The organism is Geodermatophilus nigrescens, from assembly GCF_900129495.1.
Classification (GTDB): Bacteria; Actinomycetota; Actinomycetes; order Mycobacteriales; family Geodermatophilaceae; genus Geodermatophilus; species Geodermatophilus nigrescens.
On sequence record NZ_FQVX01000001.1, the window covers coordinates 687,526 to 713,676 of the forward strand.

A 26,151-nucleotide genomic window follows, 5' to 3' on the forward strand; every position below is an offset into this window, starting at 1 on the left:
CCCTGCCAGGCTGCCGGGGTGAGCGCGGACCTGCTGCGGACCACCTACGCCGACCTCTCCGGCCTGGTCACCGGCCTGACGGCCGGGGAGGGGGACCGGCCCAGCGGCTGCGCCGGGTGGACGGTCCTCGACCTCACCCAGCACCTGCTCGACGACGCCCGCCGGGGCCTGGTCGCCCTGGCCACCCCGGCGGGCGGCCCGGTCACGTCCGACGCCGTCGCGTACTGGCGGTCCTGGCAGCCGACGCCGGACGAGGACGACGGCACCGCCTGGCGCACCCGCGTGCGGGCGAGCACGACCGGGGGCCTGGCGAACCTGGCGCCGCTGTACGCCGGGACGGCGGCTGCCGTGGGCGTGGCCGCAGGCCGGGTCGACGCCGGCGAACGGGTGGGCACCCAGGGCTGGGTGCTGACCGCCGGTGACCTGTGCTCGACGCTCGCGGTCGAGGCCGCCGTCCACCACCTCGACCTGGTGGCGGACCTGGACCGCCCGGGTCCGGGACCCGCGGCCCTGGCCGAGGTCCGCCGCGTGCTCGAGGGGCTCCACGGCGGCCCGCTGCCCGCCGGCTGGGACGACGCGACGGCGGCCCGCCGCGGCACCGGCCGCGAGCCGCTGACCGACGCCGACCGGGCGGAGCTGGGGACGGCGGCGGACCGGTTCCCTCTGTTCGGCTGAGCGCCTGCGCCGACCAGGGACACTGGGGGCGTGCCAGCAGCTGCCGCCGTCCCGTCCGCGACCGACGTCCTCGTGGTGGGCGCCGGCCCCGCGGGGTCGGCCGCGGCGGCCTGGGCGGCCCGCGCCGGGCACGACGTCGTGCTGGCCGACGCCGCCGTCTTCCCGCGCGACAAGACCTGCGGCGACGGGCTGACCCCTCGCGCGGTCGCCGAGCTGGACCACCTCGGCCTCGGCGACTGGGTGCGCGGGCACGCCCGCAACCGGGGCCTGCGCGCCGCCGGGTTCGGCCGCACCTGGGAGCTGCCCTGGCCCGGCGGGCAGTTCCCCGACCACGGCAGCGCCGTGCCGCGCACCGAGCTCGACGCGCGCATCCGGGAGGTGGCGGTCGGCTCGGGTGCGACGGCGTTCGACGGCGCGCGGGCGGTCGACGTCGAGCGCGACGGCGACCGGGTCGCCGCGGTGGTGTTCGAGCTCGCCGACGACAGCCGGGTGAGCGTCGCCTGCCGCCGGCTCGTCGTCGCCGACGGCGTGCGCTCGCCGCTGGGCCGGGTGCTGGGCCGCGAGTGGCACCGCGACACCGCCTACGGCGTCGCCGCGCGCAGCTACGTCCGCTCGGGCCGCAGCGACGACGAGTGGATCTCCTCGCATCTCGAGCTGCGCGGCGAGGAGGGCGAGCTGCTGTCCGGTTACGGCTGGGTCTTCCCGTTGGGGGCGGCGGCCGGCGAGGTGAACCTCGGCGTCGGCACCCTGGCGACGGCGCGGCGCCCGGCCGGTGTGCAGCTCAAGGCGCTGCTGGAGTTCTACGCGGAGTCGCGGCGCGAGGAGTGGCAGCTCGACGGGCCGGTGCGCGACGTCGCGTCGGCGCTGCTGCCGATGGGCGGTGCCGTCTCCGGGGTCGCCGGGCGGAACTGGGCGCTGGTCGGCGACGCCGCCGGGTGCGTCAACCCGCTCAACGGCGAGGGCATCGACTACGGGCTGGAGACCGGGCGGGCCGTCGTCGACCTGTTCGGCGAGGACGACTGGTCCCGCGCGTGGCCGGCGACGCTGCGCCGCCACTACGGGGAGGCGTTCTCGATCGCGCGGCGGCTGGCCGGTCTGCTGACGGTGCCCCGCTTCCTGCCCACGGCGGGCCCGGTCGGGATGCGCTCGCGGTTCCTGATGACGGTGGCGCTGCGGGTGATGGGCAACCTGGTGAGCGAGTCCGACCGCGACGTCGTCGCCCGGGCCTGGCGCACCGCCGGCCGCGCCTCGACCCGCTGGGACGACCGCCCTCCGTTCAGCTGAGCGGGGTCCGGAGGACCCCCGGAGCTGGACGGGACGGAACGTGCCGGGGAGACCGCGGCACAGCCGCGGACCGGCGGAGCGGGGGCCCGCAGGGTCCCCCGACGCCGGTCGGGGACGGCTCCGCGCACCAGGGGAACGGCACCTGGCCGCGGTGCGGTCCGGAGGACCGCCATGTCACAGCTCAGACGAAAGGACTGTTGTACATCGCGAAGTACACGGCGATGTAGTGGCAGATCGCCGCCACGATGGTCATCGCGTGGAAGACCTCGTGGTAGCCGAAGGTGCCCGGCCAGGGGTTCGGCTTCTTGATCGCGTAGGCGATGCCGCCGACGGTGTAGAGGACGCCGCCGACCGCCAGCAGCACCAGCGACGTCACCCCGGCGATGTGCAGGATGTCGGTGAGGATGAAGACGGCGACCCAGCCCAGGCCGATGTAGAGCGGCACGCCGACCCAGCGCGGCGCCGTCGGCCAGGTGAGCTTGAGGCAGACGCCGGCCAGCGCGCCGGCCCAGACGCCGGCCAGCACCCACCAGCCCAGCGGCTGGTCGACGGCGAGCAGGGCGAACGGCGTGTAGGTGCCCGCGATGAACAGGAAGATCATCGAGTGGTCGAGCCGCTTCATGATCTTCCAGCCGCGCGGTGACCAGCGGCGGCGGTGGTAGAGCGCGCTGATGCCGAACAGCCCGCAGATCGTCAGGCAGTAGACGGCGACGGAGAACCCGGAGCGGGCGCCGAGGACGGACGCCAGCGGGATGAGCACGGCGCCGGCGACGATCGCGCCGAAGAACGCGAACAGGTGCAGCCAGCCGCGCATCCGCGGCCGGGTGTCGGGGTGGTCCCAGTCGTCGTCGTCGAAGTCGGCGGCGGTCCAGGTGTCCTCGACCCGCTGCCCCTCCTCGAGGACGGCGGCGACGGCGGGGCCGCGGGGCGCCTCGATCTCGGCCCCGTCGTCGGCCCGCACCCGGACTGGCTGGCGGTCCTCGGGAGCGGTCACGACTCCGAGGTTACGGAGGCGTAGGTCCGGCCGCACCGGGATGCGGCTGTGACGTCCCCGGCAACGCCGCAGGCCGGACGGGCCTGCGGAACGGCGGCGTCCCGGGGGCCTACTGTGTGCGCCGTGGGGGCGCGTCAGTGGGTCCGCGACGTCCTGACGCAGATGTACGAGCGTCGCCTGGCCCGGCAGCTGGTGGGTGCCGACGTCCCCCGTCACGTGGGCGCGATCATCGACGGCAACCGCCGCTGGGCGAAGGCCACCGGGCTCCTCGACCCGAACGCCGGGCACCGCCGCGGCGCCGACCGGATCGCCTCGTTCCTCGGCTGGTGCGACGAGGCCGGCGTCGAGGTGGTCACGCTGTTCCTGCTCTCCACCGACAACCTGTCGCGGCCGGAGCCGGAGCTGACGCCGCTGCTGCGGATCATCGAGGGCGTCGCCCAGGACCTGTCCGCGCCCGACCGCCGCTGGCAGCTGCGCCCGGTCGGCGCGCTGGGCCTGCTCCCGGCGGAGACCGTCGCCGTCCTCAAGGAGGCCGAGGAGACGACGCGCGGCCGCCCGGGCGCGCACGTGAACCTCGCCGTCGGGTACGGCGGACGGCGGGAGATCGCCGACGCCGTCCGCTCACTGCTGGCCGAGCACGCGAGCCGGGGGACGTCGCTGGACGAGCTGGTCGAGGTGCTCGACGTCGAGCACATCGCCGAGCACCTCTACACCCGCGGGCAGCCCGACCCGGACCTGGTCATCCGCACCAGCGGCGAGCAGCGCCTGTCGGGGTTCCTGCTCTGGCAGACGGCGCACTCGGAGTTCTACTTCACCGACGTCTACTGGCCCGACTTCCGCCGGGTCGACCTCCTGCGCGCGCTGCGGGCCTACGCGGCGCGGCACCGCCGCTTCGGTGGGTGACAGACTCGGGCGCATGGCACCCGGCACGGTCGACGTCCCTCTCGAGTACGTGCGCCTGGGGCTGCGGTTCGACCGGCTGGAGGCCGGCTTCGTCGACGCCTACACCGGCGAGAAGCGGATCCGCGCCGAGGTGGAGAGCGAGCCGGCGCCCACGCCGCAGGGGCTGCGCGACCAGGCCCGGGGGCTGCTGCGCGAGCTGGACGCCGCCGGGCTGCCGGAGGACCGCGCCGCGTTCCTGCGCGGCCAGCTCACCGGGCTCGAGTGCACCGCCCGGAAGATGAGCGGCGAGCCGGTCGGCTTCCTCGACGAGGTGCGCAGCTACTTCCAGGTCGACCTGACCCTCGGCGACCCGGCCGCCTACGCCGCGGCGCACGCCGAGCTCGAGACCCTGCTGCCGGGCGACGGCACGCTGGCCGAGCGGTACGCCGCGCACCGTCGTCGCGAGGAGTGCCCGCCGCAGCGGCTCGACGCGGCGGTGCACGCCCTGTCCAGCGCGCTGCGCGACCGGGTGCGCGGCCGCTACGGGCTGCCCGAGGCCGAGACGGTGCGCTACGAGGTGGTCACCGACAAGCCGTGGTCGGGCTTCAACTACTACGAGGGCGACTACCGCTCGCGGGTCGCGATCAACGCCGACCTGCCGCACCGGCTCAGCCAGCTGGTGCACCTGGTGGCGCACGAGTCCTACCCCGGCCACCACACCGAGCACTGCCGCAAGGAGCGCGGGCTGGTCGAGCGCGCCGGGCACCTCGAGCACACGGTGTTCCTGGTCAACACCCCGGAGTGCCTGATGGCCGAGGGGCTGGCCGACCTCGGCGTCGACGCCGCCGTCGGCGACGGGTGGGGGACCTGGTCGGCGGAGGTACTCGGCGACCTCGGGCTGCGCTTCGACGGGCACCTGGCCGAGCGGATCGCCGCCGCCAGCGCGCCGCTGAACCGGGTGCGCCAGGACGCCGCCGTCCTGCTGCACGACCGCGGTGCCGACGCCGACGAGGTCGCCGCCTACATCCAGCGGTGGTCGCTGGTCAGCCCCGACCGGGCCCGCCAGCAGCTGCGGTTCCTCACCCACCCGCTGTGGCGCGCCTACATCACCACCTACGTCGAGGGCTACGACCTGCTGCACCGCTGGCTGGCCGCCCGGCCGGAGGAGCAGGACGTCGCCGACCGCTTCGTGCGCCTGCTCGACGAGCCGCTGACCCCCGCCGTCGTCGCCGCCGAGCTGTCGGCCGCCTGAGCCGTGCCGCGCCGCGATCCCCGGGAGGCCCGCGCACTGGGGCTGTGGACCGCCGGCTGGCTGTTCGGGCTGCTGCTCGCCGGCCTGCTGTGGATCGGCGACCTGTCGGTGCAGTGGCCGGTGCTGCTCGTGCCGGCGCTGTGGGCGCTGGTGGCGCTGCGCCCCCGCCGTCGCCTTCCCCGGCGGCCGCAGCCCGAGGACGACCGCTGGGACGTGCCGTACGAGGGCGGCCCGCCGCCGACCTGGGAGCTGCCGGCGTCGCGGCCGCTGCCCCGCCCGCCGGACGCCCGGGACCGCGGTACCTGGTGAGCCGCCGTCCGCCGCCGCCCGCCGTCGTCCACGGGACGGCCGGACCCCTGGGACGGCTGGGACGGGAGGTACCCCTCCGGGTGAACAGTGCGTTTCCGGAGGGTGGGACACCGCGCTCCTGTCGGTGAGTGGCCTTAGCGTCCGCAGTGGACGACGGGCCCGCCCCGCCGTCCGCGGGAGGCCCGGTTGGTGCTGACGATCTCGTCGACCAGGGGGGCCGCGACCCGGCCCCTGTGCCGGGTCCCGGCCACCTCGGAGCCGGGGCGCGCCGTGCGCCCCAGGGGAGACGACTCGTGACTCTGCGCCGCACGTACGTCCTCGACACCTCGGTCCTGCTGTCCGACCCGCGCGCGCTGCTGCGCTTCGGCGACGCCGACGTGGTGCTGCCGCTGGTCGTCATCGGGGAGCTCGAGGACAAGCGGCACCACCCCGAGCTGGGCTGGTTCGCCCGGCAGGCGCTGCGGATGCTCGACGACCTGCGGGTCACCCACGGCCGGCTCGACGCGCCGGTCCCGGTGGGCGAGGCCGGCGGCACGCTGCACGTGGAGCTCAACCACAGCGACGCCTCGGTGCTCCCGGCGGGCTTCCGGAACGACAGCAACGACAGCCGGATCATGGTCGTCGCGCTGAACCTGCGTGCCGAGGGCCGCGACGTCTGCCTGATCACCAAGGACGTGCCGCTGCGCGTGAAGGCGGCCGCCGTCGGCCTGGACACCGACGAGTACCGCGCGCTGGACGCCGTCGACGCCGGCTGGACCGGGATGGCCGAGCTGTCCCTGGACGACGCCGAGCTGACCGCGCTGTACGACACCGGCGAGGCGTTCGTGCCCGCCGCGGCGGACCTGCCGGCGCACACCGGGCTGGTGCTGCTGAGCTCGCGTGGGTCGGCGCTGGGCCGGGTGACGCCGGACAAGCAGGTGCGGCTGGTGCGCGGCGACCGCGAGGCGTTCGGGCTGCACGGGCGCTCGGCGGAGCAGCGGGTGGCGCTGGACCTGCTGCTCGACCCCGACGTCGGGATCGTCTCCCTCGGTGGGCGCGCGGGCACCGGCAAGTCGGCGCTGGCGCTGTGCGCGGGCCTGGAGTCGGTGATGGAGCGGCGGGCGCACAAGAAGGTCGTGATCTTCCGGCCGCTCTACGCCGTCGGCGGCCAGGAGCTCGGGTACCTGCCGGGCGGCGAGGGCGAGAAGATGTCGCCCTGGGCGCAGGCCGTCTACGACACGCTCGGCGCGCTGGTGTCCAAGGAGGTCCTGGAGGAGATCGCCGCCCGCGACCTCATCGAGGTGCTGCCGCTGACGCACATCCGCGGGCGGTCGCTGCACGACTCGTTCGTGATCGTCGACGAGGCGCAGTCGCTGGAGCGCGGCGTGCTGCTGACCGTGCTGTCGCGGCTGGGCTCGGGCTCGCGGGTGGTGCTCACCCACGACGTGGCGCAGCGGGACAACCTGCGGGTCGGCCGGCACGACGGCATCGCCGCGGTGGTCGAGCAGCTCAAGGGGCACCCGCTGTTCGCGCACGTGACGCTGACCCGCTCGGAGCGCTCGGCGATCGCCGCCCTGGTCACCGAGATGCTGGAGGACCTCCCGCTCTGACGCTGGGGCTGCCCGCCGCCGCATTGCGGGCGTTCCTCGTGCACTGCCGGTGCTGCAGGACCGGCAGTGCACGAGGAACCCCGGCAGTGCGGTCAGATGCCCCGGCGCAGGCGCAGCGCCCGGCCGACCCGGGTGGCCATCGCGCCGTCGATCTCGTCCCAGGTCCAGCGGACCATGCCCCAGCCCTCCGCGCGCATGGCGTCCTCGCGCCGCTTCTCCTCGAAGACGGCGTCGCCCGGGTCCTGCCCGGGCCGCAGCAGCCGGCCGTACTTCACCCGCCCGTCGAACTCCCCGAGCAGCTTCTCGGTCTCCCACACGAAGTCGGCCCGGCCGACCAGGACGCCGTCGGCGGTGTGCACGGGGTGCTGCAGGCCGCTGGGCGCCAGGCCCAGCCGGTGCAGCAGCACCCGGCTCCGGCTCTCGCCGACGCTCTCGCTCCGTCCGTCGGCCAGGGCCACCGCGCGGGCCGCCCGTCTGCTCCCGCGGGTGCCGGCCAGCCGGGCGAGGCCGGCGTCGAGGTCCTCGCGCTGCACGAGCCGCCGAGCCAGCGCCGTGTCGAGGACCACCACCGCGACCTCCAGCGGTACCGACCGGGCGAGGTCCAGCGCCGTCCGGGTGACGTCGGTGACCGCGAGGCCGTCCACGAGGACCGTCTCCTCGTCGGACAGCGAGGCGACGTGGCAGCGGAGCGTGCGGCTGGCGTCGCTCGAGGCGGGTGGTCGGCGGGTCACGTGCACCCGCCCGAGCCGCAGGCCCCAGGTGGTCATCCCGTGCAGAACGGCGGCGGACTCGTGGCTCACGACGGCCGCGCGCCGCAGCCCTGCGACGGTGGCCTGGACCAGCTGGCGGTGGCGGACGACGGCATCGGGCGGGACCGGGCCGTCGACGTAGGCGCCGCGGCGGACGCGGGACAGGGTGCCGGACCGGCGGGCCCGCGCGAGCTCGTCGTCGCTCCACCCGTGGGCGACGAGGCTGCGGCGCAGGACGGGTGGCGGAGGGTGGTCGGGCGTCATGTGCCGACCGTCCCGCCGGATCGTCCTCGGCACGTGGTCCGTCCGACGACGGTGGACGTCCCGGCGCGTTGTGGACGCAGCATCGCCGGCGTTCCTCGCGCATCGCCGGTCCTGCAGCACCGGCAACGCGCGAGGAACACCGGCAATCACGGGGAGCCGGGTGGTCAGGGGGTGGGGGCGTCCTCGGGGTCGGCGGAGCCCGGGGCGCCCGCGCGGCGGCGGGCGGGGGCCGGGCTGGGCGGCGTCGCCGCCCAGCGCAGCAGCGCCACCGCACCCCACCCGGCCAGCAGGCACCAGGGCAGCCGGACGGCGACCTCGTCGGCCGAGAAGTCGCCGCGCATCCCCATCGCGAGCACCGGCAGGGCCAGCACGAGCCCCACCGCGAGCACGTCCCAGCGCAGCGGGCTCATGCCTCAGCGCTCTCCAGCCGCTCGCACAGCAGCGACGCCCAGCGGTGCGCGGTGGCGCGGACGCCGTCGAGCAGCGCGACCGGCGCGGTGGTGCGGCCCAGCACGGCGGCGGGGTCGGCGGTCAGGTCGGTGTCCTGGACGACGAGCGCGTCGACGCGGGGGAGACCGTCGAGCCACGGGCCGACGTCCTCCGGCTTGCGGGTCGCGTCGACGACGGCCCAGACGGCGGCCGGCGAGAAGATCGCCATGACCTGCTCGAGCCAGGTGCGCCCGGCGGCCCGCATCGGGGCGTCCACCGCGACGACGGTGGGCGTCCCGGCCCGGGCGGCGTCCTGCTTGCGCTCGAGCGCGGTGTCCACGGAGGTGATCCGGCTGCCCTCGGGCGCCAGCGCGGCGAGGTCGCCGCGGGTGGCCCACTGCAGCCGGTCGGGGTCCAGGCGCATCGAGACCGACAGCGACCGGGCCGCGGCGAGCGTCTCCACGCCGGGGCCGACCACCAGCAGCACCTCGCCGGCGCCCGCGGGGGCCGACGGCGCGGCCGGCAGGCCCCGCAGCGCCCGGGTCAGCGCCGCGTAGGTGCCGCCCGCGGCGACGTCGGCGGCGAAGGTGCCGGCGAGCAGGTCCTCGGGGACGCCGAGGCCGCGCAGCCGGGCGACGATCCCGGCGGCCTCGACCATCCGCGGGTCGACCAGCTCGCGGCCGGCGAGGCCGCGCTCGCGCACCGACGGGACGAGCACCCGGCCGGCGCGCGTGTCGACGGGCAGCCGCGTGACCGTGGCCAGCCCGGCGGGACGGCCCGGTGCCGCGACGCGGGCGACCGCCTGGCCGGGCACCGGCGGCAGACCGCGGCGCGCCGGCGGGACCGGCGGGCGGCCGAGCAGGCGCGGCACGGCGAGCTCCGTGCCCGGGGTGGGCGGCGGCAGCAGGGACAGCGGGGGCAGGACGGCGGTGGAGTCCAGCGGCAGGGGCGCCGGGTCGCTGGCGGTCGCGGCCAGCGCGAGCACCTCGGTGGCGGCCTCGATCGCGGGCTGCTCGACCGCCTCGACCTCCCACTCGTCGCTCTCGGCCGAGGCCTCGACCCACGCCGGCTCGCGGTCCATCCGCTGGGCGGTGGCCGGCACCGGGGGCCGGCCGCGGTGCACGCCGCCCTGGGTGGAGGCGCTCGCGAGCACGCCGCGCAGGATGTCGGTGAGCGCGTCGTCGGGGGTGTCGTGCGCCAGCGCGGCGCGCAGCACCTCGGCGATGGCCTCCTCGCGGCCGGTGACCGGGCCGGTGAGGTCCGCGTCGGACCAGGTCGCCACGGGCTGCGGCGCCGGGACCTCGATGGGCAGGGCGACGACGGCGGGGAGGACGTCGGTGGCGTAGTCGTCGGCCGGGGCGACCTCGAGGGCGGCCACCTCGGCCACGGGCTGCTCGACGGGGAGCTCCTCGACGGCGGCATGCTCGACGGCGGGCTCCTCGAGCGGGACCTCCGCGACCGGGAGCTCGTCGGCCGGGCGGTCACCGAGCAGCTCGGCGACGAGCGACTCGTCGGACGCGTCCGCGACGGTCGGCTCCTCGACCTCCGCGACGGCGACCTCCGCGACGGCGGGCTCCGCGACCGGGGCGGCGGCGACCGGGACGACCGGGGTCGCGACGGCGGTTAGGGCGGGCGCGGGGTCGGCCCACATGTCCAGGTCGGCGACGGACCGCTCGACGGCGACGTCCTCGACCGCGACGTCCTCGGCGGCCGGGTCGGCCACGACCTCGGCGACGACCTCGACCTCGGCGACGACCTCGACGGCCGGGACCGCGGGCTCCTCGACGACCGGGGCGGGCGCCTCGGCCACGGGCTCCTCGAAGGCGACCGCGACCGGCTCCTCGACGACCGGCGCCGGCGCGGGAGCGTCCACCGGGGCGACCGGCGCGACAGCCCGAGCGGGAGCAGCGACCGGCGCGGGAGCAGCGGCAGGTGCGGGGGCGGCGGCACGCGGGGCGGCCATCGCGGCGGCGAGGGCGGCGGCCAGCGGCATCGCCGGCGCCGGGGCGGGGGCGGACGCCGGCGTGCGCAGCACCGAGGCCGGGGCGGGGGCCGGCTCCGGCTCGACCACCGGGTCGGGCTCGGCGGCGAGCGCGGCAGCGGTGGCGTGCAGCGCGCGCAGCGCCTCGGCGGCGGACGCGGCGGCGGTGGCGGCCACGGCGTCGTCGACGGCCTCCCGCACCTCGCGGTCGCCGGCGACCACCTGGGCGAGCGCGGCGGTGAACAGCGACGGGCCCGCGGGCTCGGCCGGCGTCGCCGGCGGGCGCACCGCGGTGCGGGCCGGGCGCCGGGCGGCGGCCGGGGCGGCGGCGGGTGCCGCCTGGAACGCGGCGGTGCCCGAGGAGGGGCGCGCAGCGGCAGGAGCGGCGGCGGTGCGGGGAGCGGGTCGGGCAGCCGGCCGGGCCGCGGGACGCCGGGCGGCGCCGACCGAGGACCGGGAGTACAGGTCGACGTCGGGACCGCCGGTCGCCGCGCCGAGCAGGCCGGCGACCTCGTCGACCGGGTCGGGCAGCGTGGCCGGGCGCGCGGTGGGCCGGACCGCCGCGGGCCGGGCCGCCGCGGGGCGGGACCGGTGCATCTCGGTGGCGCGCAGGAAGGCGCCGGTGTCGGCGAGCGGGCCGGGGTCGCGGCTCAGCGCGGCCTCGATCCGGCGGGCCGACTCCGACCGCGACGCGGGGGTGCGGCGCGGCGGCTCGACGTCCTCCACCTCGGCGACGAAGCGCTCGGTGGCGAAGAAGCCCAGGACCCCGCCCGACCGGATGCGGCGGACGCCGACGATCCGGACGGCGTTGCCGTAGCGCTCGCGCGCCGCGGCGACCGCGGCCTCGGGGGTCGCCGCCTCAACGGATGGCAACGGCACCGCTCACCACTCCCAGGGACTCGATCTGGGCCGTCCGGGAGACCTCCGTGTAGGAGATCACCGGCAGCCGGGGCAGGACCTGGCGGACCAGGCGGGACAGGGCGGCGCGGACCTGGGGCGAGCACACGAGGACCGGCGCGAGGCCGAGGCTCTCGGCCTGCTCCAGGAGCCCGGTGCACCCGGTGACCAGCGCGTCGACGGAGCCGGCGTCGAGGGCCAGCACCTGGCCGCCGTCGCTGTGCCGGACCGCCTCGAGCAGCCGCTGCTCGAACGCGGGCTCGAGGGTGAGCACGTGCAGCCGCTCGTCGGGGGTGACGTAGGGGTGGCTGATCGCCGGGCCGAGCGCGGAGCGCACGGCCTCGACGAGGCCGTCGAGGTCGGTCGACGTCTTCGCCCGCAGCGACAGCGCCTCGAAGATGCGCACCAGGTCGCGGATGGAGACGTTCTCGGTGAGCAGCGCGTGCAGCACCCGCTGCACCTCGCCGAGGGTGAGCAGCGCCGGGGTGAGCTCCTCGACGACGACGGGGTGGGTGCGGCGGACCATCTCCACGAGCACCCGGACGTCCTCGCGGCCGAGGAGATCGGCGGAGTGCTGGCGCACGACCTCGGCCAGGTGGGTGGTGATGACCGAGGAGCGGTCGACGACGGTGGCGCCGGCCATCTCCGCCTGCCGCTGCAGCTCGGCGGGCACCCACTTGGCGGGCAGGCCGAACACCGGCTCGCGGGTGGGGCGGCCGGGCAGGCCGTCGAGCGCGTCGCCGATCGCCAGCACGGTGCCGGCGGGCGAGGTGCCCTTGGCCGCGGGGACGCCGTTGAGCCAGATGACGTACTGCGAGGCCGGCAGGTCGAGGTTGTCGCGGGTGCGCACGAGCGGGATGACCAGGCCGGTCTCCATCGCGACCTTCCGGCGCAGCGCCTTGACGCGGTCGAGCAGGTCGCCGCCGCGGGCGGTGTCGACCAGGTCGACGAGGTCGAAGGCCACCTCGAGCTCGAGCGGGTCGACCCGCATGCGCTCCGCGATCGCCTCGGGGGAGTCGGGCTTCGGCTCGTCGTCGGCCGGGGTGACCGTGGCGAGCTCGTCCTCGACCGGGGCCTCCTGCATGCGGGCGGCCATGAGGAGGAACAGGCCGCCGATGAGCAGGAACGGGAGCTTGGGCAGGCCCGGGATGAGGCACAGGGCCAGTGCCGCGCCGCCGGCGATGCGCACCGGCTGCTTGAACCGGCCGAGCTGGCCGAGCAGGTCGCTGCCCATGTCCCCGTCGGAGGCCGAGCGGGTGACGATGATGCCGGTCGCGGTGGACAGCAGCAGGGCGGGGATCTGGGAGACCAGGCCGTCGCCGACGGTCAGCAGCGAGTAGGTGGAGACGGCCTCGCCCACGGGCATGCCGTTCTGCATGATCCCGATCGCGAAGCCGCCGATCAGGTTGATCAGCGTGATGATGATGGCCGCGATCGCGTCGCCCTTGACGAACTTCGAGGCACCGTCCATCGAGCCGTAGAAGTCGGCCTCGCTGGTCACCTCGGTGCGCCGCTTGCGGGCCTGCGCCTCGTTGATGAGCCCGGCGTTGAGGTCGGCGTCGATGGCCATCTGCTTGCCGGGCATCGCGTCGAGGGTGAACCGCGCGCCGACCTCGGCGACGCGGCCGGCACCGTTGGTGATGACGACGAACTGGATGATCGTGAGGATCACGAAGATCACCAGGCCGACGACGAGCGAGCCGCCGATCACGAAGTGCCCGAAGGCCTCGATGACCTTGCCGGCGTAGCCGTCGCTGAGCACCAGCCGCGTCGAGGAGACGTTGAGCGCCAGGCGGAACAGCGTCGCGATGAGGATCAGCGACGGGAAGACGGCGAAGTCGAGCGGGCGCTTGATCTGCATCGAGACGAGCAGGATCAGCAGCGCCGCGGTGATGTTGAAGCCCAGCAGCAGGTCGAGCACCGCCGCGGGCAGCGGCACGACCAGCATGAGGACGATCGCCACGACGCCGATCGGCACCGCGGCCTTGGTCATCCCTCGCACGGACTCCCCATCGGCAGCCGGGGGAGCGCGGCCGACCGCGGACGGCGCACCAGTCACAGCCGTCCCACCCGCGGGCACGCCGAGGCACCGGATCCCTCCCGCACGTCCGGGGTCGCGGGACGCGGGGAACGGATCCGGTGCCTGGGGGGAGGCGGGGGTCAGCTCGCGATCGGTGCCCTCCGGCGGCCGGCCTTCGGGAGTCCCTCGACGTCGGGCGCCTCGAAGCCCGGCCGGTGGAACCCGCCGCGCACGCCGCGCGAGCCCAGCTGCATGACGAAGGCCAGCACCCGCGCGACCGCGGTGAACAGCTGCGGCGGCACCTCCTGGCCGAGGTCGCAGGAGGCGTGCAGCGCCCGGGCCAGCGGGATGTCCTGCACCATCGGCACCCGCGCCTCGGCGGCCCGCTCGCGCAGCGTCGCGGCGATCTCGTCGGCGCCCTTGGCCACGACCCGCGGGGCGCCCTTCTCCGGGTCGTACTTCAGCGCCACGGCCACGTGGGTGGGGTTGACCAGCAGGACGTCGGCCTCGGCGACCTCGGCCATCATCCGGTTGCGCGACATGGCCAGCGCCACCGACTTCCGCTGCGCCTTGACGTGCGGGTCGCCCTCGGAGTTCTTGTGCTCCTGCTGGATCTCGTACTTGCTCATCTTGAGCTTGTTCATGGTCTTCACCCGGACGACGACGTAGTCGGCGACGGCGATGACGAACCCGGTGACGGCGACGACGCGGAACATCAGCACCGCGCAGTCGGCCACGGTGGCGGCCACCGCCGACAGCGGCAGCGCCCCCGACGCCGACACCAGTGCCTGTGCCCGGTCGCTGGTGACCACCACGACGGTGGCCAGCGCGACGGTCTTGATGACGGCCTTGGCCGCCTCCCACAGGCCCTGCGTGCCGAACATCCGCTTGATGCCGGGGAAGGGGTTGAGCTTCTTCAGCGTCGGCTTCATGCCCTTGGCCGACACCGTCACCCCGCCCTGCGCGGCCGACGACAGCACGCCGACCAGCATCAGCGCGATCGCGACCGGCAGCACCGTCGTCAGGAAGGCCGACAGCGCCTGGCCGAGCAGGGGGGACACCTTCGCGGCCTCGGGGTCGTCGACGACGACGCCGACCTGCACGAACAGCCGGCCGACGGCGTCGAACGCGTCGCCCACGAGCATCGGCAGCAGCGCGCTGGCGACCGCCACCCCCGCCCAGGTGCCCAGTTCCTGGGTGCGGGGGATCTGCCCTTCCTTGCGGGCTTCCTTGAGCTTCTTGGGAGTCGGCTTCTCTGTCTTCTCACCTCCCGGGCCGTCCTTGGCCATCAGCCGCTCCGCAGACCGACGATGGCCCGGGTGGCCTGCTCGATGAGCGCGTCGAGCGCCGTCGGGAGCAGCGGGAAGGTGAGACCCAGCAGCGACAGGGTCAGCAGGATCTTCACCGGGAAGCCGAAGGCGAAGATGTTGAGCGCCGGCGCCGCCCGCGACAGCAGGGCCAGCGCGACGTCGGCCAGCAGCAGCACCGCGACCATCGGCCCGGCGATCTGCAGCGCGGCCAGGAACATCGCGGAGAACGCCGTCAGCACGACCTCGCCGATGGAGTCCGACGGGAAGCCGCCGCTCACCGGCAGGCCCTCGTAGGAGGTGGCGAAGCCGCGCACCAGCATGAGGTGGCCGCCGCTGGTGAACAGCAGCGTCGTCGCGAGCAGGTAGTGCAGCCGGCCGATGGTGGAGTTCATCGTCATCGCCAGCGGGTCGTAGGCCGGCTGCAGCGAGAAGCCGCCGGTGACGTCGAGCAGCTCGCCGGCGAACTGGACCGCGGTGAAGAACAGCTGGACGACGAAGCCGAGGGCCGCGCCGATGGCGACCTCGCTGACGGCGGTGACGACGAGGAACCCGGTGGTCGGCTCGGGCAGCCCGGGGGCCACGCGGTCGATCAGCGCGACCGACAGCGCGAGGGCCAGGGCGCCCTTCACGGGGCCCGGGACGGCGCGGGTGTTGAACGGTGGGGCCACCAGGACGAAGCCGGCCGCCCGGGCGGTGGCCAGCAGCAGGGCCGCGAGGGTGACCGCCGGGACCTCGAGGTCCATGGCGCTCAGGTCCTGCCGAGGAGGTGGGGCAGCGAGTCGAAGAGGTGCTCGGTGAAGCTGACCATCTCGGCGAGCACCCAGTTGCCGGTGACCAGCAGCGCGATGGAGACCGCGATCATCTTCGGCACGAACGACAGGGTCGGTTCCTGGATCTGGGTCGCGGCCTGGAACAGCGAGATGAGGAACCCGACCAGCAGTGCGGTGAGCAGGACCGGCGCGGCGACCTTGGCGCCCACGGTCATCGTCTGCACCGCGATCTCGGTGACGTCCGCGTCGGTCATGAATAGCTCCCGACCAGCGCCGTGGTGATCAGCGCCCACCCGTCGACGACGACGAACAGCAGCAGCTTGAACGGCAGCGACACGATCGACGGCGGCACCATCATCATGCCCATCGCCATCAGCGAGGCGCTGACCAGCATGTCGAGCACCAGGAACGGGATGAACACGACGATCCCGATGATGAAGGCGCTCTTGAGCTCGGAGAGGACGAACGCCGGCACGAGCGTGGTCATGCTGACCGACGCGGCGTCCTCGGGCTGCTCCTCGCCGGACAGGCCGACCATGAGCTCGAGCTCGTCGTCGCGGGTGTTGGCGAGCAGGAACTCCCGCAGCGGCACGACGCCGGCGTCGTAGGCCTGGGAGACGGTCATCGCCCCGTCCATGTAGGGCTGGATCGCGACCTCGTTGACGTCGGAGAACACCGGGCCCATCACGAACAGCGTGAGGAACAGGGCGATGCCGGTGAGCACCGAGTTCGGCGGCGACTGCTGCAGGCCCAGCGCGTTGCGGGTCAGCGACAGGACGATCACGATCTTGGTGAACGAGGTGCACAGCAGCAGAACCGACGGCGCCACCGACAGCACGGTGATCGCCAGGATCAGCGTGATCGAGGTGCTGGGGCTGCCGTTGCCGACGGAGATGTCCACGCCGCCGTCGACGGCGGGGACGACGGGGGCGGTGGGAGCCGTGGGCGCGGTCGGCGCCGCGGCGGCGGGACCGGCCAGCAGCACGCCGGCGACGGCGCAGCCGAGCAGGGCGGCCAGCACGACGGCGACCCGGCGTGCCGGGCCCCGCGCGGGTGCGGTGCGGTCCATCAGCGGCGGACCGTCCGCTCGCGGAGCTGCGAGACCAGGCCCGACCAGGCGCCGCGGTCGAGCACCGAGCCCGACAGCGCCCCGCCGGCGGCCGGCAGCGCGACCGCCGGCCGGCCCTCGGCGGGCGCCGCGGCGGCCCGCTCGGCCAGCGTCGCCTCGACGGCCTCGCCGTCGAGCTCGGCCAGCAGCGTCACCTGCTGCTCGGTCGCGCCGACCACCAGCACGCGGTCGCCGATGCGCAGCACGTTCACCGTGCTGGCCCGGCCCATCCGCTGGTGGGCGACGACCTCGACCAGGCCGCCGGAGGAGCCCAGTCCGCGCTTCTTGGCCAGGCGCGCGGCGAACCAGAGCACGCCGCCGACGAACGCCAGCGACAGCACCAGCCGGATGACCATCCACGTCACGGGTGGGCCTGCCCGAGCTCCGCGGCGGCGTCGGTGACGATCTCGCTGATCCGCAGGCCGAAGTCCTCGTCGACGACGACGACCTCGCCCCGGGCGATCAGCGTGCCGTTGACCAGCAGGTCGGCCGGGGCGCTGGCCGCGCGGTCGAGCTCGATCACCTCGCCGGGGTGCAGCGAGAGCAGCTCCCCGACGGTCATGCGGGTGCGGCCGATCTCCACCGTGACCTCCATGGCCACGTGGCGCAGCAGGTCGAGGCTGCCGCGGCGCGGGCGGGGCGCGGTCGGGAGCGTGACCTGCAGGGCCAGCGTCGCGACGTGCTCGGTGCCGGCGACCAGCGGGACCGCCACGAACATGCCCTTGTCGCGCAGGCCGTCCAGGGCGGTGACCGGGTCCTCGGTGCGCTCGGAGTCCACGCGCACCCGGCCGAGGGTGGCCGCGGCCGCCTCGAGCGCCGGGCGCAGCGCGGTGGCGACGTCCATCGGGCCGACGGGGGAGTTGTCCAGCGCCTCGACCACCTCGGCCGACAGCACCAGGACGACGTCGCCGGTGATCTCGCCGGAGAGCCGGGCGCTGACGGCCGCAGTGGCGGCCGGGGGCACCGGGACGGCGTCGGGGTCGGTGACCGCCGGGGCGGGCACCAGCTCGGTGCCGGCCGGGACGAGGGCGGCCGCGGCGGTGGCGGCCGCCACGACGACGGCGGTGATGGTCTCCGACGCCTGCTGGGCCTGGGAGTCGAGCGTGGCGGTCATGCGGGGTCCTTCCCTCCGGCCGGGGCGGGCACGATGGCGGCGGCCAGCCGGCGGCGGTGGTTGCTGGCGATGGCGTGGGCGAAGACGGCGTCGTTGGTGGTGACCTCCAGCGGCGCGTCGCGCGGGTGGCGCAGCAGCAGGACGTCGCCGACGGCGAGGGAGAGCAGGTCCTCCGAGGACACCTCGAGCGGGGAGAACCGGACGCTGACGTCGACCGGCACGAGCTCGATGCGGGCGGAGAGCAGCTCGGCGGCGCGCTGGCGGGTGCGCTGCGCGGACTCCGACAGCTGCGGCGAGGCCGCGTCGTCGAGGACCTGCTGGAAGGAGCTGAACGGCAGCACCAGCGAGGCCGCGCCGTCGCGGGCGCCGATCGACAGGGTGTAGCGGGCCACCATCACGGTGTCGGAGCCGGCGGCGGCCTGGGCCAGGGCCGGGTTGTACTCGATGCCGTCGATGACCGGCTGCAGCTCGCTGACGTGGGTGAAGGACCCCGCGAACTCCTGCAGCAGCCGGCTGAGCAGCGAGTGGATGATCGTCGTCTCCATCGCCGTCATCGGCCGCTCGGGCTGGTGCGCCGCGCCCGACCCGCCGAGCATGTGGTCGACGGTGGCCATCGCGATGTCGAGCGGGTAGGCCAGCAGGCCCTTGCCGGCGAGCGGCTCGATGGTGAACGTCGTCAGGAACGACGGGTCGGGCAGCGTGGCGACGTAGTCGTCGTAGGAGTGCTGCTCGATGCCCACGAGCTCCATGCGCGCACCGGTGCGGAGCATGGTCGTGAGCACCGTCGTCGCCTGGCGGGCGAACGCCTCCTGCGCGATCTGCAGCACGCGCACGTGCTCGCGGGAGAGCTTGGTCGGGCGGCGGAAGTCGTAGGTGCGGGGTGCACCGCGCCGGCTGCGGCCGCCCACGGCCGGCGACTGCGGCCCGTGCCCGGCGGGCACGGTCGCGTTCTCGGGGCGGGTCACGGTCCCCTCATCGGCGGGCCCGGAACGCGAACTGACCGGCGGCGCGGGGCGCCGCCGGTCAGCCGGGGAGGGTGTGGCGCGTGGTGCGCCGGGGTGTTGCTGGGACGGGACGGGTGGGGTCAGCGCGTCACTGGGTGACGTACTCGGTCAGGTAGACGTGCATGACCATCGGGACGCCCTCCTCGGTGTAGGCCTCGATGATCTGGTGCTCCAGCGACTCCTTGAGCGCCTCGCGGGCGCCCACGACGTCGGCCGGCTGGGCCTGCGAGTAGGTGGAGATGATGAGGTCGAGGGCCTTGGACCCGTCGACGCCGCCGCCGCCGTGCCCGCCGGCGGCCGCGTCCGCGGTGTACTCCAGCGTGATGCCGATCTTGAGGTAGCCGCCGCCGGCCAGGTTGACCGCGATGGGCTCCAGGGCGGTGTAGCCGCCGTGCACGGGCTCCGCCGCCTCGGCCTCGCCGCTGCCGGCGAAGAGGAAGAAGTAGGCGGCGGCGCCGAGGCCGACCAGCAGGACCGCGACGATGACGAGCAGCTTCTTCTTGCCGCCGCCCTTCGCCTCCTCGCCGTCCTCGGGGGCCTTGTCCTTGGCGGCCTTGTCCTTGGTCTTGGTGCTCACTCGTGCGTGCCTTCCTGTGCGGCCGGAGCGGCCGGGGCGGCCGGGGCGATCGGTGCGGGGGCGATCGGTGCGGGGGCGGTCGGTGCCGGGGCGTCGTCGAGGCCGGGGAGGAGCTCGGCGGCCTCGGCGGAGGCGTCGGACAGCACGACGATGTCGACGCGGCGGTTCAGGGACAGGGCGTTCGCGTCCGACGCCGGGACCATCGGCCGGGTGTCGGAGTAGCCGGTGCCCGACAGCCGGCCCTGCGGCACGCCCTCGGCGGCCAGGTACCGGACGACGGTCGTGGCGCGGTAGGCCGACAGCTCCCAGTTCGACGGCCACGGCCCGCCCGGGGTCACCGGGAGCGAGTTGGCGTGGCCCTCGACGGCGAGGGAGTTGGGCAGTGCCGCCAGGGTCGGGGCGATCGCGTCGAGGATCTCGCGACCGGCGGGCTGCAGCGTCGCCTCCTCGGGGCCGAACAGCACCGGGTCGGAGACGATGTGCACGACCAGCCCGCGCTCGTCGATCTCGTACTGCGCGGTGCCGGCCCGCCCGGCGGCGGCCAGCGCCGCGTCGATGGCGTCGCGGGCCGCGGCGAGCTCGTCGTACTCGGCCCGGGCCTCCGCGGCGACGCGGGCGGCCTCCTGCGCGGCGGCCTCCGCGGCGGCCGTGTCGACGTCGGACTCCGCGGCCGGGGCCGGCGGGATCTGCACGTCGACGGCGGCGTCGAGGGCGTCGAGGACCTGCGCGTCGGAGTTGGTGCCGGCGCTGCTGAGCGCGCTGACCGGGGCGCCGAACGCCTCGGACAGGCCGCTGGCCAGCGCGGCGAACTTGTCCTTGTCCACCTGGCTCATCGCGAAGAGGACGACGAAGAGCACCAGGAGCAGGGTCATCATGTCCGCGTAGGACACGAGCCACCGCTCGTGGTTCTCGTGCTCCTCGTGCTCGGGGTGCTTCTTGCGGCGCTTGCCGCCGTGGCCGTGGCCGCCGGCGCTCACGAGTCCGCCCCGCCGGAGGTCACGCCGCCTCCTTGGCGGCCTCGCTCGGCGGGATCAGGGCGCTGAGCTTGAGCCGGACGGCGCGCGGGCTGGTGCCGGCCTGGATCTCGGCGATGCCCTCGACGAGCAGCTCCATCTGGGCGGCCTGCAGCTCGCTGACGCGCAGGATCTTCGCGCCCATCGGCAGGAACCAGAAGTTGGCGGCCATGACGCCCCACAGGGTCGCGACGAACGCGGCGGCGATCATCGGGCCGAGGGCCTCGGGGTCGCTCAGGCTCCCCATGACGTTCATCAGGCCGACGATGCAGCCGACGATGCCGATGGTCGGGGCGTAGCCGCCCATGGTGGTCATGAACTTGGCGGCGACCTTGTCCTCCGCCTTCTTGGCGGCGATCTCGCTCTCCAGGACGGCGCGCAGCTCCTCGGGGTCGGTGCCGTCGATGCCCATCTGCAGGCCGCGCTTGAGGAACGGGTCCTCGATGGCCTTGACCTGGGCCTCCAGCGCGAGCAGGCCCTCCTTGCGGGCCTTCTCGGCGAGGCTGACCAGGGTCTGGATCTGCTCGGCGGCCGCCGGGACCTTGGCCGGCATGAGGGCGAGCTTGAACCAGCCGCCCATCTTCCCGAGGTCGGACATGGTCTGGCCGGACATGGCCGCGCCGAAGGTCGCGACGATGACCAGGATGATCGCCGGGAGGAAGATCAGGGAGGTCGGGTCGGCGCCCTCCATGACCATGAAGACCAGCAGCGCGACCATCGAGATGACGAAGCCGATCAGGGTGGACGGGTCCATGGGTCAGCGCTCCTCGCGGGCCGGGAAGGGGACGACGGAGGCACGCGGGGCGTCGTCGGCCGGGTGCGCGGGGGAGACCGGGGAGGGCCCGGAGGTCGTGCGGTAGGTGCCGCGGTCCATCGCGTAGGCGGTGGCGAGGATGCTGGCCCGGTACTCGCGGATCTCGTCGAGCACCTCGTCCACGCCCTCGCGGACGATGTACTTGGTGCCGTCCACGAGGAACACGACGGTGTCGGGGTGCCCCTCGACCCGCTCGATGAGGTCGGGGTTGAGCGCGAAGTGCTCCCCGTTCAGGCGCGTCACACGGATCACGGGTCGGTCCTTCTGCTCGTTCGGGGGAGGGGAGAGCAGCCGCGGCGGTGCGGACTGCCGGCTGCAGGGACCATCGGTCCCGCGCGGGGACTGCTTGAGCCGAACCCGGCCTGCCGCATCACCCCGGAGGGTGACCCGGCACCGCGTCCCCGCACGTCACAGGCGTCCCGCCGCCGTCCGGCGCCGGGAGGGGCCAACAGCGCGACAAAGGCCCTCGGGACCGCCGTCCGCGCGCGGGCGGCGAGGCGGGTCAGGACGGGAGCGGCCCGGCACCCCGGGGAACGGGTGCCGGGCCGCCGTGACGTGCTGGAACGGCCTCTCCGCAGGGCCCCGCGCCGAGGTTCCGAGGCGTGGGGGGCGGGGAGGTCCTTCATCAGCGCTTGAGGTTGACCAGGTCCTGGAGGATCTCGTCGGAGCTGGTGATGACGCGGCTGTTCGCCTGGAAGCCGCGCTGGGCGACGATCAGGCCGGTGAACTCCTCGGCGAGGTCCACGTTGCTCATCTCCAGCGCGCCGGCGGTCAGCGAGCCGCGGCCGCCGGTGCCGGCCTCGCCGATGACGGCCTGGCCGGAGTTGTCGCCCACCCGGTAGCTGGTGTTGCCGGCCTTCGACAGGCCGCTGGGGTTGGCGAAGGTGGCCATGGCGATCTTGCCGATCGGCTCGCGCAGGCTGTTGGAGTAGACGCCCATGATCGTGCCGTCGCCGCTGAGCGAGATCGACTGCAGCGTGCCCATGGCGTTGCCGTCGACGCCGCTGGGGGTCAGCGCCGTCTTGCCGCCGAACTGGGTCATCCCGCCGAGGTCCATGCTGATGCCGGCCGCGGGCCAGTTCAGGTCGGTGGCCGGGAAGGTGAGCTGCAGCGTCGTGCCGCTGGTGGGCAGGCCGGTGGCCGGGCTGAAGGACAGGGTCTGGGCGGCGCCGATGTTCGTGCCGTTCTCGCTGGCCTGGACCGACCAGTCGGTGGCGTTGAGCTTGGTGAACACCAGCGCGATCGGGTGGGCGGTGCCCAGCGAGTCGTAGGCGGTGATCTGGCTCTGCACCTGCGTCGCCTCGACGACGGGCGGGCCGGCCGAGTAGGCCACCGACGCCGTGGACAGGTTGCCGCCGATCTTGCCGGTGGTGGTCGGCTCGGGGTTCATGACCTGGCCGAACGGGATGGTCAGCGGGCCGATCGCGCCGTTGGCGTTGACCGCGCCGTTCTGCGCCATCCAGCCCTGCAGCAGCGCGCCGTCGGGGGTGACGAGGTTGCCGGCGCCGTCGTAGTCGAAGGACCCGGCGCGGGTGAACAGCGTCTCGTTGCCGGCCTGGGTGACGAAGAAGCCGTCGCCGCTGATCATGAAGTCGGTCGAGCGGCCGGTGTTCTGGGTCGAGCCCTGGCCGAAGTTGGTGGTGATGCCGGCGACCTTGACGCCGAGGCCCACCTGCGCCGGGTTCGTGCCGCCGGTCTGGCCGGTCGGGGCCGAGCCGTTGCGGATGACCTGGGACAGGGTGTCCTCGAAGACGGTCTGGGAGCTCTTGAAGCCGACCGTGTTGACGTTGGCGATGTTGTTGCCGGTCACGTCGAGCTTGGTCTGGTGGGCGCGGAGGCCGGAGATGGCCGAGAACATCGAGCGCAGCACGGGGAGGTCCTCTCGGGAGGGGGGAGAGCGGGGTGGGGGCCGGTCAGGCCGGCACGGAGATCTCGGTGAGGCGGCCGAAGGGGACCTCCTGGTCCCCGACGACGGCGGTGGGCTCGTCGCCGCCGAAGCGGACCGAGGAGACCGTCCCGGTCTGCGTGGTGCCGTCCTCGGCGGTCCAGCTGACCGCGTGGCCGACCAGCGCGCCGGCCGACAGCGAACGCTGCAGCGACAGCAGCGAGGCGTTCTGGCTCGCGATCTCCGAGAGCTTCTCGACCTGGGTGAACGTCGCCGTCTGCGACATGAACTCGGTCGTGCTCGTCGGGTTGCTCGGGTCCTGGTAGCGCATCTGCGCGACCAGCAGCTGGAGGAACGTGTCCTTGCCCATCTGGTCCTTGCGGTCCACGGACGTCGCCGCGGTGAACGTGGCGGGGGTCGAGCCCACGCCGCCCACGGGATCGGTCATCGTCGGCTCCTCTCAGGCCCGGACGTCGAGGGAGCTCGACGTGGGGGAGTCGGTGGCGGCAGCCGGTCGGCTCCCGTCGGGGTCGGTGCGCAGCCAGGGGCGGCCGGTGTCCTCGCCGGCCTCGCGGCCCTGCCGGGCCCCGCGCTCCTGCGCCTGCTGCTGGGCCTGCTGCCAGCCGGCCTGGGCCTGCGACTGGCCCGAGCCCGCCTGCTCGCGGTCGACCTGCACCTTCGAGCAGGTGAGCCCGGAGGCCTCGAGGTCGCGGCGCAGGTCGGGCAGGGCGTCGAGCAGCGCGGCGCGGCCGGCGTCGGAGGCCCCGCGCAGGCTGAGGTCGACCGTGCCGTTGTGCACGGTCACCCGGACCTCGACCGGCCCGAGCGTCTCGGGGGTGAGCACCAGCGTCATCGTGTGCGCGCCGTCGGGCCGGGCGGCCAGCGTGGCGACGGTCGGGGCGAGCTGGGCGGCGACCGGCGGGGCGGGCGCCTCGGCGCGGGCGACCGCGACCGGGGCGACGACGGCCAGCGCCGGCGCGGGTGCGGCCGCCGGGGCGGTGGCCAGCGCGGCGGGGGCCGTCTCGCCCGGGCGGGCCTGCGGGTCGCCGGCACCCGGTCCGGTGCCGGCGTCCTGGCCGGCCGGCGCGACCGGGAGGGCCGTCGCGCCGGGAGCCGGGGACAGCGGGGTGGACGGCGCCGCGGCGTCGGCGGGGGCGGCGTCGGCCGCGACGACGACGAGGCCGGCGGGCAGCGCGGCGGCGAGGGCGGCCGGCAGGGGGGCGGCGACCGGGGCGGGCGCCGCGGCGGCCGGGACGGCGGCAGCGGCGGGCGCCGGAGCGGGCGGCAGGTCCGGGACCGCGCCGGCGGGGACCTCGGCCGGGACGGCGCCGGCGTGCGCGGCACCGGGCAGGCCGGCGCCGGCGTGCGCGGCACCGGGGACGGCGGCACCGGGGACGGCGCCGGGCAGCGCGGCGGCCGGGGTGCCGGCGGGGGTCGCGCCGGGGGCGGTCGCCGGCACCGGGGTGCCCAGCGCGAGCGCCAGCGCCCAGCCGGCGGGCAGGCCCGCCACCGGGGCGGGCGTCGCCGGGTCGCCGGTGGGGGCCGCGTCGGCGGCGTCGCCCGGAGCCTCCTCCGCGGGCGTGCCGTCGGCGGGCTCGCGGTCGGGCCGGTTCCGGTCGACGGGCCCGCGGCGCACCGGGCCGCGGTCCTCACCCCGGTCGACCGGCCCGCGGGCCACCGGGCCGCGGCCGCCGACCGCGCTGTCGAGCGCGGAGGCGAAGTCCGCGCCCGACGACGGGTCGGCGGAGGGGACGGAGGGCGAGGGCGCCGCCGCGGGCAGGGCGGCGCTCAGGGCGGGAGCGGTCATGAGTAGGCCTCCGCGGCGCTGGTGACCTTGCGGACGTAGGACTGGGTCTCCGCGTAGGGCGGGATGCCGCCGTACCGGCTCACCGTCCCGGGGCCGGCGTTGTAGGCGGCCAGCGCGAGGTCGGTGGAGCCGAAGCGGTCGGTGAGCTGGCGCAGGTAGCGGGCCGCGCCGTCGATCGAGGACGCCGGGTCCGTCGCGGTGACGCCGAGGCCCGCGGCGGTGGCCGGCATGAACTGCATGAGGCCGGTCGCGCCGGCGGGGGAGACGGCGGAGGAGTCGAAGCCGGACTCCACCTTCGCCACCCCGGCCAGCAGCGCCGGGTCGACGCCGTGGCGGGCGCCGGCGGCGGTGAACAGGTCGGCGTACGGGACGCCACCGAGGCCGGCCCCCGAGGAGGGGGCGGCGGGGGCGGCGGCGGACGCGGGCAGCACCCGGCGGATGACCGACGGCGAGCCGACGTCCTGCACCTGCACGACCTGGCCGGCCTGCGGCGCGGCGATCATCTTCCCGTTGCCGACGTAGATGCCGACGTGGTCGATGCCCGGCCGCGACGAGGAGTTGTCGAAGAAGACGAGGTCGCCGGGCCGTGCCTCGGCGAGACTCGCGACCGCGGTGCCCGCGGTCGCCTGCTGGGAGCTGGTGCGCGGCAGGTCGATGCCGAGGTCGGCGTAGACCCGCTGCACGAGGCCCGAGCAGTCCAGGCCCACCGACGGGTCGGTGCCGCCCCACGCGTAGGGGACGCCGAGGTAGCGCTGCGCGGCGGCGACGGCCTGCGACTCCAGGCCGCTGCCGGCGGCCGCCGTCGTCCCGGTCGCCGCGGCGGCGGAGGTGCCGGTGAGCCCGGCGGCCGACGCGGCCGAGGCCCACTGCGAGGACAGGGCGGCCGACGTCGACGTCGAGGACGCCGAGGCCAGGGTGAGGATCCGGTTCTGGATCTCGGCGATGCGGCTGTGCACCGCGGTCAGGCCCTCCACGGCTCCTCCTCCCCGTCGTCGGTGGCGCGCACCGAGTGGCGGCGCGTCACCAGGTCGTCGACCGCGCGCTCCTCGGCGGCGGCCTCGGCGGCCCGCAGCGCCAGGAGGTGCCGCTCACGCAGCTTCTCCAGCGCCCGGGTCTCCTGGGCGGCGGCGGTCCAGCGCTGCCGCAGCAGCTCCGCCTGCTCGGCCGAGGCCTGCGCCGTCGACCGTGCAGCTGCTACATCGGCAGCCGCGGCGGCCGATGCGACCATCGCGGCGAGGAAGACCTGGGCGGGCGCCGAGGCGGGCGGCACCCGGCCGGCGAGCGCGGCCGCCTGCTCCTCGGCGCGTCGGGCGGCCTCGCGGGCCGCGGCGCCGGCCTCGGCGGCCGCGCGGGAGGCCGCCTCCTCGGCGGCGGCGCGCACCCGCAGGACCGGCTCGAGGCGGAAGGTCGCGCGCTTGCCCACG

The 26,151-nt window shown here is 75.5% G+C and carries 27 protein-coding genes; 6 read left to right on the forward strand and 21 right to left on the reverse strand.

Annotation, left to right across the window (positions count from 1 at the left end; all coding sequences use genetic code 11):
• Positions 1 to 18: 18 nt before the first annotated feature.
• Both BUE37_RS03290 and BUE37_RS03295 read left to right on the forward strand, forming a co-directional pair.
• Positions 19 to 675 carry a maleylpyruvate isomerase N-terminal domain-containing protein gene (locus BUE37_RS03290; protein WP_073418627.1) on the forward strand — a complete coding sequence of 219 codons (657 nt, stop codon included), beginning with the start codon at positions 19 to 21 and terminating at the stop codon, positions 673 to 675.
• 30 nt (positions 676 to 705) lie between these two features.
• Positions 706 to 1,959, forward strand: a complete 1,254-nt coding sequence (locus BUE37_RS03295; protein WP_073418628.1) for a geranylgeranyl reductase family protein — start codon at positions 706 to 708, stop codon at positions 1,957 to 1,959.
• A 181-nt stretch (positions 1,960 to 2,140) separates the two neighbouring features.
• Here the strand turns inward: BUE37_RS03295 and trhA are convergent, their stop codons facing one another.
• Positions 2,141 to 2,953, reverse strand: coding sequence for a PAQR family membrane homeostasis protein TrhA (trhA, locus tag BUE37_RS03300; RefSeq protein ID WP_175562781.1), 813 nt, complete (start codon positions 2,951 to 2,953; stop codon positions 2,141 to 2,143).
• A gap of 123 nt (positions 2,954 to 3,076) precedes the next feature.
• On the opposite strand from trhA, the gene BUE37_RS03305 reads away from it, so the two are divergent.
• From BUE37_RS03305 to phoH2, 4 genes are all read left to right on the forward strand, one after another.
• Positions 3,077 to 3,856 (forward strand): isoprenyl transferase, encoded by a 780-nt coding sequence (locus BUE37_RS03305; protein WP_073418629.1) that lies wholly within the window; start codon positions 3,077 to 3,079, stop codon positions 3,854 to 3,856.
• 13 nt (positions 3,857 to 3,869) lie between these two features.
• Entirely contained in the window at positions 3,870 to 5,087 is a 1,218-nt protein-coding gene (locus BUE37_RS03310) for a DUF885 domain-containing protein (RefSeq protein ID WP_073418630.1), read from the forward strand.
• A 3-nt stretch (positions 5,088 to 5,090) separates the two neighbouring features.
• On the forward strand, positions 5,091 to 5,396 hold the full coding sequence (locus tag BUE37_RS23615) for a hypothetical protein (RefSeq protein ID WP_175562782.1): 306 nt from the start codon (positions 5,091 to 5,093) through the stop codon (positions 5,394 to 5,396).
• A 293-nt stretch (positions 5,397 to 5,689) separates the two neighbouring features.
• Entirely contained in the window at positions 5,690 to 6,985 is a 1,296-nt protein-coding gene (gene phoH2, locus BUE37_RS03320; RefSeq protein WP_217651107.1) for an RNA 5'-3' helicase PhoH2, read from the forward strand.
• A gap of 92 nt (positions 6,986 to 7,077) precedes the next feature.
• Here phoH2 and BUE37_RS03325 read toward each other — a convergent pair whose 3' ends face one another.
• The 20 genes from BUE37_RS03325 to BUE37_RS03420 form a co-directional block, all read right to left on the reverse strand.
• Positions 7,078 to 7,998: a type IV toxin-antitoxin system AbiEi family antitoxin domain-containing protein gene (locus tag BUE37_RS03325; RefSeq protein ID WP_083628240.1), complete on the reverse strand. Its 921-nt coding sequence runs from the start codon at positions 7,996 to 7,998 to the stop codon at positions 7,078 to 7,080.
• A gap of 164 nt (positions 7,999 to 8,162) precedes the next feature.
• Positions 8,163 to 8,408 (reverse strand): hypothetical protein, encoded by a 246-nt coding sequence (locus BUE37_RS03330; RefSeq protein ID WP_073418631.1) that lies wholly within the window; start codon positions 8,406 to 8,408, stop codon positions 8,163 to 8,165.
• Positions 8,405 to 11,287, reverse strand: a complete 2,883-nt coding sequence (locus BUE37_RS24715; RefSeq protein WP_073418632.1) for a hypothetical protein — start codon at positions 11,285 to 11,287, stop codon at positions 8,405 to 8,407. The genes BUE37_RS03330 and BUE37_RS24715 overlap by 4 nt, the downstream gene beginning before the upstream one ends.
• Positions 11,268 to 13,298: a flagellar biosynthesis protein FlhA gene (gene flhA / locus BUE37_RS03340; RefSeq protein ID WP_073418633.1), complete on the reverse strand. Its 2,031-nt coding sequence runs from the start codon at positions 13,296 to 13,298 to the stop codon at positions 11,268 to 11,270. Before flhA ends, BUE37_RS24715 begins: the two co-directional genes overlap by 20 nt.
• Positions 13,299 to 13,465: 167 nt before the next feature.
• Positions 13,466 to 14,614, reverse strand: a complete 1,149-nt coding sequence (locus tag BUE37_RS03345) for an EscU/YscU/HrcU family type III secretion system export apparatus switch protein (protein ID WP_073418634.1) — start codon at positions 14,612 to 14,614, stop codon at positions 13,466 to 13,468.
• On the reverse strand, positions 14,614 to 15,378 hold the full coding sequence (fliR, locus tag BUE37_RS03350) for a flagellar biosynthetic protein FliR (protein WP_073418635.1): 765 nt from the start codon (positions 15,376 to 15,378) through the stop codon (positions 14,614 to 14,616). The genes BUE37_RS03345 and fliR overlap by 1 nt, the downstream gene beginning before the upstream one ends.
• A 5-nt stretch (positions 15,379 to 15,383) precedes the next feature.
• Entirely contained in the window at positions 15,384 to 15,659 is a 276-nt protein-coding gene (fliQ, locus tag BUE37_RS03355) for a flagellar biosynthesis protein FliQ (protein WP_073418636.1), read from the reverse strand.
• A complete protein-coding gene (gene fliP / locus BUE37_RS03360) occupies positions 15,656 to 16,474 on the reverse strand; it encodes a flagellar type III secretion system pore protein FliP (protein WP_073418637.1) in 819 nt (272 codons plus the stop codon). Before fliP ends, fliQ begins: the two co-directional genes overlap by 4 nt.
• Positions 16,474 to 16,869 (reverse strand): FliO/MopB family protein, encoded by a 396-nt coding sequence (locus BUE37_RS03365; RefSeq protein WP_245794377.1) that lies wholly within the window; start codon positions 16,867 to 16,869, stop codon positions 16,474 to 16,476. Before BUE37_RS03365 ends, fliP begins: the two co-directional genes overlap by 1 nt.
• A gap of 5 nt (positions 16,870 to 16,874) precedes the next feature.
• Positions 16,875 to 17,627, reverse strand: coding sequence for a flagellar motor switch protein FliN (gene fliN, locus BUE37_RS03370; protein ID WP_073418639.1), 753 nt, complete (start codon positions 17,625 to 17,627; stop codon positions 16,875 to 16,877).
• Complete coding sequence (locus BUE37_RS03375) at positions 17,624 to 18,592, reverse strand: flagellar motor switch protein FliM (protein ID WP_245794267.1); 969 nt, start codon at positions 18,590 to 18,592, stop codon at positions 17,624 to 17,626. Before BUE37_RS03375 ends, fliN begins: the two co-directional genes overlap by 4 nt.
• Before the next feature lie 127 nt (positions 18,593 to 18,719).
• On the reverse strand, positions 18,720 to 19,208 hold the full coding sequence (locus tag BUE37_RS03380) for a flagellar basal body-associated FliL family protein (RefSeq protein WP_073418640.1): 489 nt from the start codon (positions 19,206 to 19,208) through the stop codon (positions 18,720 to 18,722).
• The gene (locus BUE37_RS03385; RefSeq protein WP_073418641.1) at positions 19,205 to 20,185 is read right to left on the reverse strand and encodes an OmpA/MotB family protein; all 981 of its coding nucleotides are present in this window, start codon (positions 20,183 to 20,185) and stop codon (positions 19,205 to 19,207) included. Before BUE37_RS03385 ends, BUE37_RS03380 begins: the two co-directional genes overlap by 4 nt.
• Positions 20,186 to 20,204: 19 nt before the next feature.
• A complete protein-coding gene (locus tag BUE37_RS03390) occupies positions 20,205 to 20,975 on the reverse strand; it encodes a motility protein A (RefSeq protein ID WP_073418642.1) in 771 nt (256 codons plus the stop codon).
• Positions 20,976 to 20,978: 3 nt separating this feature from the next.
• Entirely contained in the window at positions 20,979 to 21,287 is a 309-nt protein-coding gene (locus tag BUE37_RS03395) for a flagellar FlbD family protein (protein WP_073418643.1), read from the reverse strand.
• Between the two features lie 373 nt (positions 21,288 to 21,660).
• Positions 21,661 to 22,905 carry a flagellar hook protein FlgE gene (locus BUE37_RS03400; RefSeq protein WP_073418644.1) on the reverse strand — a complete coding sequence of 415 codons (1,245 nt, stop codon included), beginning with the start codon at positions 22,903 to 22,905 and terminating at the stop codon, positions 21,661 to 21,663.
• 43 nt (positions 22,906 to 22,948) lie between these two features.
• Entirely contained in the window at positions 22,949 to 23,368 is a 420-nt protein-coding gene (locus BUE37_RS03405) for a flagellar hook capping FlgD N-terminal domain-containing protein (RefSeq protein ID WP_073418645.1), read from the reverse strand.
• Positions 23,369 to 23,380: 12 nt separating this feature from the next.
• Entirely contained in the window at positions 23,381 to 24,727 is a 1,347-nt protein-coding gene (locus tag BUE37_RS24720) for a flagellar hook-length control protein FliK (RefSeq protein WP_073418646.1), read from the reverse strand.
• A complete protein-coding gene (locus BUE37_RS03415) occupies positions 24,724 to 25,701 on the reverse strand; it encodes an NlpC/P60 family protein (RefSeq protein ID WP_073418647.1) in 978 nt (325 codons plus the stop codon). The genes BUE37_RS24720 and BUE37_RS03415 overlap by 4 nt, the downstream gene beginning before the upstream one ends.
• On the reverse strand, positions 25,689 to 26,150 hold the full coding sequence (locus BUE37_RS03420) for a flagellar export protein FliJ (protein ID WP_073418648.1): 462 nt from the start codon (positions 26,148 to 26,150) through the stop codon (positions 25,689 to 25,691). The genes BUE37_RS03415 and BUE37_RS03420 overlap by 13 nt, the downstream gene beginning before the upstream one ends.
• Position 26,151 lies beyond the last annotated feature (1 nt).